15 protein-coding genes are annotated in these 11,788 nt (G+C 51.8%); 6 read left to right on the forward strand and 9 right to left on the reverse strand.

The features are described 5' to 3' along the window. The 6 genes from IGR76_10765 to IGR76_10790 all read right to left on the reverse strand — a co-directional run. The coding region (locus IGR76_10765; GenBank protein MBF2078974.1) for an FAD-dependent oxidoreductase at positions 1–940 on the reverse strand (940 nt) is incomplete at its 3' end. Between the two features lie 208 nt (positions 941–1,148). Next, complete coding sequence (locus IGR76_10770; protein MBF2078975.1) at positions 1,149–1,733, reverse strand: NAD(P)H-dependent oxidoreductase; 585 nt, start codon at positions 1,731–1,733, stop codon at positions 1,149–1,151. A 173-nt stretch (positions 1,734–1,906) separates the two neighbouring features. Beyond that, complete coding sequence (dps, locus tag IGR76_10775; protein MBF2078976.1) at positions 1,907–2,401, reverse strand: DNA starvation/stationary phase protection protein Dps; 495 nt, start codon at positions 2,399–2,401, stop codon at positions 1,907–1,909. 330 nt (positions 2,402–2,731) lie between these two features. Beyond that, entirely contained in the window at positions 2,732–3,352 is a 621-nt protein-coding gene (locus tag IGR76_10780) for an L-threonylcarbamoyladenylate synthase (protein MBF2078977.1), read from the reverse strand. 3 nt (positions 3,353–3,355) lie between these two features. Beyond that, positions 3,356–4,237, reverse strand: coding sequence for an NAD(P)-dependent oxidoreductase (locus IGR76_10785; GenBank protein ID MBF2078978.1), 882 nt, complete (start codon positions 4,235–4,237; stop codon positions 3,356–3,358). A gap of 16 nt (positions 4,238–4,253) precedes the next feature. Then, positions 4,254–4,466: a hypothetical protein gene (locus IGR76_10790; protein ID MBF2078979.1), complete on the reverse strand. Its 213-nt coding sequence runs from the start codon at positions 4,464–4,466 to the stop codon at positions 4,254–4,256. A gap of 411 nt (positions 4,467–4,877) precedes the next feature. Between IGR76_10790 and IGR76_10795 the strand changes: the two genes are divergently transcribed. Both IGR76_10795 and IGR76_10800 read left to right on the forward strand, forming a co-directional pair. Next, the gene (locus tag IGR76_10795; protein ID MBF2078980.1) at positions 4,878–5,390 is read left to right on the forward strand and encodes a hypothetical protein; all 513 of its coding nucleotides are present in this window, start codon (positions 4,878–4,880) and stop codon (positions 5,388–5,390) included. Positions 5,391–5,511: 121 nt separating this feature from the next. Next, positions 5,512–6,243 (forward strand): DUF1995 family protein, encoded by a 732-nt coding sequence (locus IGR76_10800; protein MBF2078981.1) that lies wholly within the window; start codon positions 5,512–5,514, stop codon positions 6,241–6,243. Positions 6,244–6,254: 11 nt separating this feature from the next. Here IGR76_10800 and IGR76_10805 read toward each other — a convergent pair whose 3' ends face one another. Together IGR76_10805 and IGR76_10810 are read right to left on the reverse strand one after the other, a co-directional pair. Beyond that, entirely contained in the window at positions 6,255–6,863 is a 609-nt protein-coding gene (locus IGR76_10805) for a biopolymer transporter ExbD (protein ID MBF2078982.1), read from the reverse strand. Between the two features lie 37 nt (positions 6,864–6,900). After that, positions 6,901–7,632 (reverse strand): MotA/TolQ/ExbB proton channel family protein, encoded by a 732-nt coding sequence (locus tag IGR76_10810; protein MBF2078983.1) that lies wholly within the window; start codon positions 7,630–7,632, stop codon positions 6,901–6,903. A gap of 638 nt (positions 7,633–8,270) precedes the next feature. Between IGR76_10810 and IGR76_10815 the strand changes: the two genes are divergently transcribed. Continuing rightward, complete coding sequence (locus IGR76_10815) at positions 8,271–8,807, forward strand: EAL domain-containing protein (GenBank protein ID MBF2078984.1); 537 nt, start codon at positions 8,271–8,273, stop codon at positions 8,805–8,807. Between the two features lie 36 nt (positions 8,808–8,843). On the opposite strand, the gene IGR76_10820 is transcribed toward IGR76_10815, so the two are convergent. Continuing rightward, on the reverse strand, positions 8,844–9,293 hold the full coding sequence (locus IGR76_10820; GenBank protein MBF2078985.1) for a transcriptional repressor: 450 nt from the start codon (positions 9,291–9,293) through the stop codon (positions 8,844–8,846). 107 nt (positions 9,294–9,400) lie between these two features. Here IGR76_10820 and IGR76_10825 point away from each other — a divergent pair, with 107 nt between their 5' ends. From IGR76_10825 to IGR76_10835, 3 genes are all read left to right on the forward strand, one after another. Then, positions 9,401–10,210: a pantothenate kinase gene (locus IGR76_10825; GenBank protein MBF2078986.1), complete on the forward strand. Its 810-nt coding sequence runs from the start codon at positions 9,401–9,403 to the stop codon at positions 10,208–10,210. 128 nt (positions 10,211–10,338) lie between these two features. Further along, a complete protein-coding gene (locus IGR76_10830) occupies positions 10,339–10,509 on the forward strand; it encodes a hypothetical protein (GenBank protein MBF2078987.1) in 171 nt (56 codons plus the stop codon). Between the two features lie 451 nt (positions 10,510–10,960). Beyond that, positions 10,961–11,701 carry a DUF502 domain-containing protein gene (locus tag IGR76_10835; protein ID MBF2078988.1) on the forward strand — a complete coding sequence of 247 codons (741 nt, stop codon included), beginning with the start codon at positions 10,961–10,963 and terminating at the stop codon, positions 11,699–11,701. The last annotated feature ends 87 nt before the right edge of the window (positions 11,702–11,788 follow it).

The raw sequence follows: 11,788 nt of genomic DNA on the forward strand, positions 1-11,788 counted from the left end.
CGTAGAGCAACAGTGCATTCCAGGACATTCGCCCATCGGGGAAGAGGGCAATATTGCCGTTGTCAAACACAATGCCGCTTTCAATCAACGATAGCTTTTTGTGGCGATAGGCATGGTAGGCGATCGACAATGCCTTGCTGCGGACATCGATGTAGTCTGCCCCGATCCACATGGTTTTAAGATTGCCAAAGCGATCGCTCAAGTCTCGTCGCAGGTAATCGGCAAGCACCGGATCGCCGCCCGCCGCAATATTGAGCCAACCCTGCGCTTCGGCATCGTTAGGATTCGTAAATCGTCGGAGATACTCGTATTCAATGCGACGCAGGCGATCGATGGATAATCCTTCGGTTTCAAACACGAGGGTAACCGGAAGCTCAGATTGGGGCAGTCCTAAGGTGCCAAATCCGGGCAGTTTCCGGATTCCAGCCGCTTGGGCGAGTTCTGCGTTAACCGTTGAGTCTACAAACTGCTTGCCCACATAGGTTTCACCTTTTGTGAGCTTGATGCCCGTAATTGCTGACCCTTCTTTCAGCACCGCATCAATGGCAATCCCGCTCAAAATATCTGCACCGACGGACTCCAGCATTTGCCGCAAGGCGCGATTGGCTTTACGGGGATCGAGGGCGATTTGGGTAACTTCAGACCGCTGCAAAAATTCCTGATAGAGGGCAGAGGGTTCACCAAAGGTGGGGAGATTGTAGGTACGACGAATATCAGACGGAACTCTGCTGCGATCGAGGTAGGACAATCCGCCGCGCACAAGATGCCCGCCCACACCATTGGCCGAACTGCCTTTGAACAGGATGAGGGTTCGGGGTTTGCGGCCCGTGCGTCGTTGAAACTCGCGGGCAGCGGAAACTAGGGTTAAAATTCCAGGAACTTCATCGCCAAAACCAATGAAGTCGTAGGAGCGAGTCGATGATGGTTCAGGGGAAGGCATAGTCGTTTCTCCAAAATTAAGCCTGTCTTACTCAGATCATCAAGCTCGATGGGAGACGTTCCGTATCTTCCTCTCAAGAGTACTCGCGCGGGTAGGGCAGAGCCGGAGAATTGCCTGGTATTGTTACAAGACGCAATCCATAGCAGTTCTGAACCTGCCCGTACAAATTGGGGCGATCGCCCCAATGCCATTTCCTGATTTACTGGGCTCATACCAACTTGAACAGGAGATTGGCCAACGCAGCCCCTAGCGCCTCAACCGATTTTTGCTGCGCCTCATCTGTCATGCCGCCCTGCCCGTCGAACGCACTAGCTGCACTGGGAATGGCGCGTTGATCGGGAATCACTAGGGTTCCGATACTTTCTAGAATGGAGCGCACATGGGTCAATCCCCGGAGTCCGCCCAGTCCACCAGGGGACGTGCTCATGATGGCGGCCACTTTACCTTTGAAACAGGTCAAGGCTAGGGGTGCTTCACCCGGTTCAGCTCGTGATGCCCAGTCAATCGCATTTTTGAGCAATGGTGTGATGGAACTGTTGTATTCTGGGCAGGCTATCAAGAAGCCCTGATGGGATTTCATCAGAGCCTTAAAGTCCAGTACCGATTGCGGAAAGCCCTCACGGTCAAAGAGATCCTGATCGTACAGAGGCATGGGATAGTCTCTTAGGTCAACGTAAGTGACCTCTGCACCTGCGTTTTGGGCACCGTTTGCCGCTATTTTGACCAACTGTTTGTTGAATGATCCGGTACGCGCACTTCCAGCAAAGGCAAGGATCTTTGGAGAGGTAGACATAGAGGTTTAGGGTATCAAGTAGGGCAAGATAGAACATTTGCGACGACTCGAAATCGCATTTTGAAGCCGAACAAAGGGATTCTCCCTCTATTCGGCTTTTTGGTATTTCACATCACGGCCTGCTTAGAATCTGAAAGCCGCCTGCACGCGAGCATGGATTCTCGAAGTGAACCCTATTTTTGAATCAAATGGGCTTCCAAGAACCACAGACGCTTATCGATGGTGCGAGAGATCTCCGTGTAGAGATCCGCCGTGTCTGCGTCACCCAATTCGTCGGTTTCATCAATGGCAGTGCGGACATGCTTCGCATAAGCACCAAAGCGTTCAGCCAAGGCCGTAATATGCTCTGTACCGTCCACCGCGTCGTAGGGATATTCCGGCAGAATAGACTCGGAGGCCGCAATGCGGGCCGTTCCCATTGCCGTGCCCCCCAGGGCCGTGACCCGCTCGGCCACCATGTCTACGTATTCCTCAAGCTCGCCTGCAATTTCGTCAAATAGCTCATGGAGTTGGTAGAAGTCTTTGCCCTTAACGTTCCAGTGAGCCTGCTTGGTTTGGGTTTTGAGGTCGAGGGTTGCGGCTAGGGTTTTGTTCAAAATGGCGATGATCTGGGATCGCACCTCCGATGGAATATCAATCCGTGTGGGATAGGTGCGTTGGGCACCCATATTGATTGCTTTAGGGGTTGTTGCTGTCATGGAAAAATCCTCCTGGTAAGGCAGTGTATAGCAGTGTATAGCAGTCCTAATAAGCCGTTGGGGGAACTCCGGCATGAAATTCTCAGGGATATATCTCTTTCTGTCTGTTTACCTCTATCCCCCCATCTCAAAATGTACATAAGCGTTTTAGGGTTTCGAAGCCGTTACACTCTCATGAGCCTAATGGTATTTGCAGTGAATTTTCAATCGGCTTCAAGGTGGATATATAAATCATACTCGTTATGAGTATGATTTGCAAGCTTTAAGTATCTAGGAATGGGCGATCGCCCCTTGTGAAATCTAGCTCGATACGGTCACCGCACCCTGGCGCAGAATGTACCAATCCTGACCTGTCCACTTAGCAACCGTGGAGGGAATGCCAGAGCTGGCTGGGGTGTCCGTCGTCTCTGGGGTCTGTTCGATTTGGCGAATTACATCCAGGGGAAGGGTGAACACCTCTGGAAATGCTGCTTCAATTTCAGTCTGGGTTTGTAGGGCAGGTTCCCCAGAACGGTTGGCGCTGGTGGTGGCCAGGGGGCCAGTTTGAGCGAGGAGGTAGCGGGCGATCGCCCGATCGGGAACGCGAATGCCAATCGTTGTGGGATCAAGGGGATTCATCGACCGAGGGAGGCGATCGCTGGCAGGTAGTACCAAGGTCAATGCGCCCGGAAAGTATTGATTCATCACCCGCTGCCAAACTTCGGCTTCGGAGGGACTCCCCTGAACGTAGGGCATGAGGTCTGCGATAGACGCACCCATGAGAATCAGCGGCTTGGTTTGACTGCGCTGCTTCGCCTCATAGATCAAATGCGCAGCATCGGGACGACTCGCCAAGGCGGGAACCGTATCCGTTGGAAAACTGCCTAAATACTGGCCACTGGTAATTTTATCGACCCAGTCCTGTACTGAAACCTGCGGCATGGTCTAAATCGTTCCTTTTAACGCTTCAAGCTCCTCTTGAACGGAGGGGGGAGCATACCCTAGGGAAAACGCTTTGCTACTGTTCATCGATGTATCGGGCGATCGCGGCGCACCCGTCGGCACGCTGTTCTGACTGCAAGGGCGAATTAACGCTTGGGACAAATTAAACACCTCTACCATCTTTAGGCCAAACTCGTAGCGAGACAAGCGCTCTTGTCCCCCCAAATGCAAAAATTCTCCCCGTCCCTTTTCCAGGGCGAGGAGCAATCCCTGGGCGGCGGTGGTGTTGCTGACCGGAGTGCGGTATTCGTCGGTAAATAGATTGAGCGGTTTTCCTTCGCGTAGAGTGGCGAGAAAGGGCTGGATAAAGCTGCTGGCATGGTCTAGAACCTCACCAAACATCAGCGGCATTCGGGTGATTACCGCCTCGGGATAGACGGCAAACACCCGCTGTTCGGCTTCGGCTTTTTGCTGTCCATAGACGTTGATGGGAGAGACCGGGTCAGCTTCACTGTAGGGGGCTTGAAGACCATCAAATACAAGGTCAGTGGATGTAAAGACAAAGGGAATTTTTGATGCAGCGCAGATAGAGGCGATCGCCTGGGGAACGCGCACGTTGATCGCGTAGGTTTCTTCAGGATACTGTTCGCAAATGGCGGGACGGGCTTGGGCGGCGGTGTGAATGATGGCGTCGGGTTGCCAACGGTCGATTTGTTCGGTTAGGGCGGAGAGGTCACACAGATCCACTTGAGCAAACTCACCATGGGGAAGCGTGATCGGATGGACTGCATAGGTTCCGCACACGTCCCACCTTTGCTGCTGAGCCACTTGACACAGCTTATAGCCTAAACATCCGCTGGCCCCGGTGACGAGCAATTTCGCCATTGGTCTACCTCCTCCTTTACCGTCCGGGGAGCGATCGCCATACCCTTTCCCAGAGCGATCGCACTTGCTCCCAGACTTCGGGGAACTGGATTCCAAAGAAGAGTTGGAGCGCTAGGACAATCACCGCAATGGCGATCGCGGCGCGGACGGTCGCTTTGAAGACGCTCACCAGCCAAGTGAAGACTAGAAATGAGATGAGAAGTGCGGCAATCAGCAGAAGCCAGTTCATCACACCCGACGCTTACCCAGAATTTATGCTGCCTAGAATAGCGTAGAAGATTCTTGAACGGCTAAGTTGGGACGTCAACCATCCGACTCATGCCTACCCTACCTCAAGAAACAGCTTCCGTTGATCAATCAATCAGGACTTACGCAATCGGGCGATTTTGCTCGGATTACACCCGCACAAAATCACCTAAAAGACTAGGGAACTCCGGACTGCTCCTATGTAATCCCCAAAATTGCCCAAAAGGGGCGATCGCCCGTTCCAGCCACAGGAGGTTCAAGCTAGCCCAGCCAGATGAAAGCTCACAGTAGAAATGCTCAGCAAGAATGATATGGTAAACCCAAGAGCCTATCGCTGCATTGGCGGAGTGCTTGGTTTGTACTGTTTTACGGTTGAATCACGTTACGGTTGCGGATGAACTACGTCATTGCTGTATTGCCCGATCGCATTCAGGCTGAATCTGCCTACACTGCCTTGGAAGCCGAAGGTTTGCCTATGAAGCAAGTCGCTATTCTGGGTAAGGGCTATCAAACGGCAGATGAGTTTGGTTTTCTTGAGCCAGGGAAGCAAGCCCGGAGACAGGCGCGGCTCATGTCTTTCTGGCTCGTTCCCTTTGGATTTATCGGTGGTGTAGCCTTTAATATGTCTACTCAGTACGACCTATTTGATTGGGCAGGCCGTCTTGGTAATGAGGTTATTGGCGGCATTTTTGGGGCGATCGCTGGGGCAATGGGCAGTTTTTTCGTCGGCGGTGGCGTTGGACTGAGTAGCGGCAGTGGCGATGCCTTACCCTATCGGAATCGCCTCTCCCGAGGAAAATATTTGGTTGTGGTGAGCGGTGCGCCCAACATCACTAACCAAGCCACCAAAATTCTCAAAGGCTTCAATCCCGAAAATATTCAGGGATATGTGGATACCTCCCATTAAGTAGCTAGAAATAAAACCCCAAAGGCCCTGTGCGGGCGGCGCAGGGCTAGATCTGGTTTTTAATTCAGTCGGGTTACTTAATACAGTTGTTTAATTTAGTTTTTTTGATTGCAACCATTCCATGACGCAACTTCCAACCGATCTCGATGGGGCGATCGCCCAAGCCAAACAAGCAACTCAAGCGGCCCTTGCCGATGGCTACTCCCGCTTGCAGGTGGAATTACTCTTTCCCGAACTGAAGGTGATGCCCGTCGCCCAGACTTTCTTGGCTCCCTTTGAGGACCTGGAGTCCAAACTTCGGGTGATCTTCCCCGATGCTGGAGCTGCCGCCCTTGCCCGCCGCGACTGGGGAGAAAAGCCCTACGCCATTCGGGGCATTCGTGACATGAATAGCGAGATTCAGCCGGAAGAAACGCTGATTATCTTCGTAGAGCCCTCCTCCGTTGAAGTACAAGAGGTCGAGGCGTTTTGTACCGCAGCGGGCGATCGCCCTGTCGTACTGCTGAATCCACGCTTAGAAGATGTTGCCACCATCGGAATTGGCTATGCCGGACGCCAACTTCGAGAGCGATTTTTAAGCCTATTCGACTCTTGCTACTACCTGCGTCCAATGGAAGGAGCCGTCATCTTCCGCTGCTATCCTTCACCCTGGCAGGTCTTTTTAGAAGGTGAAGATGGTGAGTACACTCTCATTGCTGAACAGCCCAGTAAGCCCATCGGGGATGACCTCACCCGCCTTCTAATGCAGGCCACAGGAGAGGGGGGAAATGAGTCAGATACCCCCATTACGCCTGTGCGGAAACCCGGTTTACTGTCGGGATTACAAAATTTTCTACGTGCCCTTAGCCAGTAGCGGAGCAAGCCTTAGTTTGTTCCGTTCTGTCTCGGAGTCGGCTGAGCGTTAAAGTCCGGAAAAACCAAGTCATCACCAGGAACGGTTCCTGAGTCCGTCGGCGGAAGATCACCGGGTGCGCCTGGAAGCTGAAACGGATCAGAATTGAGATCGAATCCGGGCGCAGGCACATCGGTAGGGATAGCGGATGGATCGGTCAGTTCCATGTCCGCTCCGCTGTCTGGCAGGGTGGCTAAACCAACGCGATCGCCCCCCACAGAACGGAGTAAATCCAACACTTCAACCACGTCGTTGTAGCTGGCAGACCGGGACGCATAGAGAACAACCGTGCCTGTTGGATCGGTGGCTTGGAAGTCAAACATCGCATCCAAGAGCTGATCGCGAGTAACAGGTGTACGCTCAATGTAAGTTTGGCCAATCGGGTCAATGCTAACGATGAGCATGTTCCGCATTTCGGTACTGCCCGTAGAAGCGCGAGGCAAATCTAAGCCAATGGTGGACTGACGGGTTAGCCCCAGGGCGGCCAGAATAAAGAAAGTCAGAATACAGAAAATAACGTCAATAAGCGGAATGATTTCAATACGGGCTTCTTCCGATGCGTGTTCCGATCGCAGTTTCATAAAAAAAGTCCTCTGGTGCGCTGAACGGGCGATCGCGCTATTTCTCACTAGGGTCTTTGAAAATCGTTTCAACTAAATTGGTTTCAGGTGGCGATGCAAGCGATGGTGGAGTAGACGCACTGCGGGCTGGAAGCAGATTTGATCCCGATTCAATCCAATCTTTGCGATATAAAAGCTCTAACTCATTCCCGGCCTTACGAAACAGTTTCGATTGTCCCGCAACTAGCCCTTGAAAAACCCGATAAAACGCAGCCGTAAAAATCGCAATAATTAGACCTGCGGCAGTACTGATTAAGGCTTCTGCAATTCCCAAGGTCACGCCTCGCGTATCCGAGGTTCCAATATCCCCTAAGCTGATCGATCCCAAGGAACTAATCAAGCCCAGCACCGTTCCCAGCAGTCCTAGCAACGGAGCCAGAGCAATCACCGCTTCCATAACCTTTTCGCCGCGCCGCATGGCTGCCAGTTCCTCATCTGCCGCCGATTCTAACGCCAGTTGAAAGACCTCTGGTGGCGGATTTTGCAGCCCAAGGGGAGCGTATAAAAAGCGTCCGATGGGCTGATCGATGGATCGGCGTGCGACATCTGACGCTGCAATCCAATCTCGGTGAGCCGCTTCTAGAACCCGACCTGCAATTTCGCGTTCGCGGGTTAAAATCTTTGACCAAAACCAGATGCGCTCGATGATTGCACTGAGAGCCAACATTGAAAGTAATAGCAGGGGCCACATGGCAGGGCCACCTTTCACAAAGAGTTCAGGAATATTCACAGCTAGTTCTCACTTGAGTTCGCGTCTCACACCGGGGATGATAGCAACTTGCGGCTGATGGGAGGAAGAATTTTCACTCAGCACAGCAAGTTGGTAGGGGGTTGCTTTTAATTTGCCTGTAGATTAACCGCTAGACTGGACTATTGGCAATCGACAAAGCATGAGCAAGGTTTGGAAAATCCATTCTATCGTTTCGTTAGGGGAAATGATCTCGTCGCTCTGACGGGTCAGGATGTGCTTTAGTTTCATTAGGAACAGGGGAAAGTTCACAGATTGCGCAACGTTTTAATAAAGTTGTGTAAGGTTACGGAGATCCTGGTACAGGCAAACGGGCATACTGAGCATAGTTCAATACTCATAGTAATCTCGAGTGAGTGCTGAAACGACACCCATAGGAGTTTTTCCAGTCCAGAACAGTTCTCGACTCTTCCTTTACAGCTTGTTTAGGGGTGTTATCCATTCCCCTTAAGATCGGTATTTTGAGGGTTAAAAGATTTTCTGGTCGTAAACTCCCCCAACTCTCGCATAGGCTGACGGCAGTCTTCGTTCAATTTACTTATTCCTGTTTTACCTAACCTGCCACAGCTAGCGCGAGATGAGACTGCTGAGGCTTACCTGTAATCAGGCGATGCGATCGCATGAGCAAATGGAAATGGGTTTATTTTCCCCAGGTTTACATCGGAATTCGTGAAAAGTTGCTGATCAGTTTCACGCTGCTGTTCAGTGTCGTTTTTGTGGTTTCGTACTATTGGCTTTATCGAGCAGCCATTGGGCAAGTGGTGGTGCATCTCCAGCAGGAACTGCTGCAAACGGCGCTTTTTATGGAGGAGGCATTTGCGTCTAACCCGTCTTTAGAGGGAAACACATCTGCGGATGTCGGAGACCAAAAGCACCTGCAAGAGATTTACAGGATGATTTCGTTGGCGGATCTTGCATCTGGACATCATTACCACTACATCTTTTGGCAGGTTACTTCGCCCATTGCATTTCTCCGGTTTGCCCAGGTGTTGCACATCGATGCGATTGCAGAAGGCATTGAAACCGAGCGGCAGAAAATGATTCTCAGACGCATGCGCTGCAAATATGGGCAGGGATGCTTCTACGCCAAACCGCTAACGGCGACGCAAGTGCTAGACCTTCTACATCGACTGAATGCGGATACATTACCTGTTTAGACGGACATTGGGCGATCGCCCTTCCATCCAATTCGCTCAAACCGGCATGAGCGATCGCTGGCAGGTTGGACAAATGGCATGGATCGTGAGCTGACAATCCAGGAGGTGATAGCCGTTTTTTTCAGCAGCTTTGATTCCCGCTCTTAGGATGGAATCGTTTTTGAACTCAATGGTTTTGTTGCAGCGCACGCAGATGAGATGGTGATGGTGATGGGGAGAGGGTTGGTTAATTTCGTAGTGCTTGTGCCCTTCGGCCAGCTCTAGCTCTCGCAAAATCCCCATACGAGACATCAGCTTTAGCGTCCGGTAAATGGTGGCAAGACTAATGCCCTTTCCACGCTCCTGCAAGAAAGTGTGAAGATCTTCAGCGCTAAGATGTTTGCCTTCGGGCAAGTCATGAAAGACATTGAGGATTACTTCGCGCTGGGGAGTCATGCGCCAGCCTCGGCTGTTTAGCTCTGCTTTGAGCGAGGTCGGAGTATACATCTGTGGTTATTTCCCCTCAATAAGGCGACCTTACTGAAAATATTAAAGAAGAATCAATTTATTTGCAACAATAAAACTTTGTTGAGAACTGCTATTGAAAATTCAGTATGGCTCAGGTGCCCTTGGAGTGGATTGCGCTGGTCATTGGGAATTCGCGACTGCATTGGGCGTGGGGAACGGGAGCCGAGGTGCAGCAGGGTTGGCATACGTCCCATTTGGTACCAGAGGCGATCGCCCGTTTAGTCAGCCAAGACTTTGACTTTACATCTATCGATGAGGCTTGTCCGAACGGAGCAAAGCGGTTCAAAGACCGTGATTTGTACATTGCCTCCGTTGTCCCGGCGCAAACGGCTCAGTGGGTTACCTATTGCCCCAGGGCAACCTGCTTCACGCTTGCCGATCTTCCGTTAAAGGATGGGTATCCAACCTTGGGGATTGATCGGGCGTTGGCAGTCTGCGGTGCGGTGGCTCGGTATCACAGGCCAGCGTTAGTGATTGATGCAGGAACCGCCCTCACGGTTACAGGGGTTGATGGGGAGTTTCGGTTCATTGGTGGGGCAATTTTACCGGGGGTGCGGCTTCAGTTTCAGAGTTTGAGCCTGCATACGGCAGATTTACCGCTGGTAACGCTTGATTCTGTTGAGGACGTTCGTTATCCTCCCCGTTGGGCGACCCAAACCGAAGATGCCATTCTCAGCGGTGTCCTCCATATGCTGACCGCTGGCGTGCGGGATTTTATTCAGGACTGGGGCGATCGCTATCCCAATACAACCCTGGTACTGACCGGGGGCGATCGCCGTTTAATCTGGATAGGGTTAGCATCTGTTGATCCAGCCCTGGCAAACCGGGTACAGGCGAGGGATACCGCTGTCATGGAGGGAATGGCGATGGCGATCGCTCAGCGCCTGTCCTGTTAAGAAATATCAGTGAAATTAAAGCTTGATTACGAGATGCCGACTGGCGCTCCAGGGACAAAAACAGGGGTGATAGGGTGATGAGGAACTCTTGTCATTGAACATCCTGATTTTTAAGAAAAGCAGTCTTTATGTATAAAAAGAAGTTTGAAAAAGATTGGATCACGGCGGCGGTGACGGCTGGATTGGGAGCAGGCGTGGTGACCTCGTTTGCCGTGAGTCAAGGTCAACATCCCTTGCTCGCGCTCAGCATTACTGGGTTTGCCATCTTGGCCACGCTGGTGCTGGATCAAGTGCTTTGATTAGGTTGCCCTCTGTCTGTCTTCGGCTGAGATGGGTCGGATAAGCGCCGAATCCCAACCTCGGCTGTTTTGATGGGTGCGCGATCGCCCCATTCCTTGCACAAATCCTGTTTCTGGCATCATTCCTCGCATAATAATCAGTAGCGCCTGGTGGAAAGCACCAGGTTTTTTCATCACCGAACCTTGCAACATTTCTTCATACGTCTTAAAAAGGAAGAAAGCTGCAACATTTGAATGAGTGAAGTGGTACACCTTTATACATGTTTCTCCCAAGGGACACGTTGAGGTGAGGCTGAGGCGATCGTCGAATGCTCTGTGAGAAGCTAAAATTCTGTATAACCTGACTCATTTTTTGGGGATACGGTTTTCGAAAAGCCGACTGCCGACTTCCCGTTCCCATGCTTTCCCTGCCTGTGAGTCTGTCAGCCATCTGAAGGAGATTAAGCGATTGGTGTTCAAACACTTGAAGCAAGATTTGAAGAACGACCTGATTGCAGGCTTGCTGGTGGTGATTCCGCTGGCGACCACAATCTGGCTGACCTTCACCATATCCACATGGGTCATTAATTTTTTGACTCGGATACCCAAGCAGCTTAATCCGTTTAACGACCTCAATCCGTTCCTGGGCGATTTATTGAACTTAGGGGTGGGGCTGGCCGTGCCGCTGTTCTTTATCTTGCTGATTGGCTTGATGGCTCGTAATATTGCGGGACGATGGTTGCTAGATCTGGGTGAGCGCATTTTGCAGGCGATTCCGCTGGCAGGCGCAATCTACAAAACCTTGAAGCAATTGCTGGAAACAGTGCTGCGCGACTCTAGCGGCAAGTTTCGGCAGGTGGTGTTGATTGAATATCCCCGGCGTGGCATGTGGGCGATCGCCTTTGTGACCGGAACTCTGGGTACAGGCGTTCATCCCCACAGTTCAGAATCCATGCTGAGTGTGTTCATTCCCACAACGCCAAACCCGACGACGGGATGGTATGCCATTGTGCCGGAGAGTGAAGCGGTAAAGCTTGCGATTTCTACGGAAGATGCGTTTAAGGTGCTGATTTCGGGCGGCATCGTGGGGCCAAGTACGCTGAATGTTGCCTCTGCTCCGACGCCCCCCCAGCTCGAAGCCCCCACTGCTCAACCGATGGCAGATCTAAAAAAGCAGGTCTTTTCGATGGTTCCCGTGGAGGAAGAGGGCTAGGATTATCATCTTTAGCTTTTAGACGGCAAGCCCCGCGATGTACCTGAAAGGTCAGCGTCGGGATGAGAGGCGCGTGAGTTGAGGTAC

The sequence above is a fragment of the Synechococcales cyanobacterium T60_A2020_003 genome (assembly GCA_015272205.1).
Lineage (GTDB): Bacteria > Cyanobacteriota > Cyanobacteriia > RECH01 > RECH01 > JACYMB01.

Bases quoted from the DNA above. Each gene is read 5' to 3' on its own strand.
- IGR76_10770 (MBF2078975.1), bottom strand. From the start codon at position 1,733: ATGTCTACCTCTCCAAAGATCCTTGCCTTTGCTGGAAGTGCGCGTACC.
- dps (MBF2078976.1), bottom strand. From the start codon at position 2,401: ATGGGTGCCCAACGCACCTATCCCACACGGATTGATATTCCATCGGAG.
- IGR76_10780 (MBF2078977.1), bottom strand. From the start codon at position 3,352: ATGCCGCAGGTTTCAGTACAGGACTGGGTCGATAAAATTACCAGTGGC.
- IGR76_10785 (MBF2078978.1), bottom strand. From the start codon at position 4,237: ATGGCGAAATTGCTCGTCACCGGGGCCAGCGGATGTTTAGGCTATAAG.
- IGR76_10790 (MBF2078979.1), bottom strand. From the start codon at position 4,466: ATGAACTGGCTTCTGCTGATTGCCGCACTTCTCATCTCATTTCTAGTC.
- IGR76_10795 (MBF2078980.1), top strand. From the start codon at position 4,878: ATGAACTACGTCATTGCTGTATTGCCCGATCGCATTCAGGCTGAATCT.
- IGR76_10800 (MBF2078981.1), top strand. From the start codon at position 5,512: ATGACGCAACTTCCAACCGATCTCGATGGGGCGATCGCCCAAGCCAAA.
- IGR76_10805 (MBF2078982.1), bottom strand. From the start codon at position 6,863: ATGAAACTGCGATCGGAACACGCATCGGAAGAAGCCCGTATTGAAATC.
- IGR76_10815 (MBF2078984.1), top strand. From the start codon at position 8,271: ATGAGCAAATGGAAATGGGTTTATTTTCCCCAGGTTTACATCGGAATT.
- IGR76_10820 (MBF2078985.1), bottom strand. From the start codon at position 9,293: ATGTATACTCCGACCTCGCTCAAAGCAGAGCTAAACAGCCGAGGCTGG.
- IGR76_10825 (MBF2078986.1), top strand. From the start codon at position 9,401: ATGGCTCAGGTGCCCTTGGAGTGGATTGCGCTGGTCATTGGGAATTCG.
- IGR76_10830 (MBF2078987.1), top strand. From the start codon at position 10,339: ATGTATAAAAAGAAGTTTGAAAAAGATTGGATCACGGCGGCGGTGACG.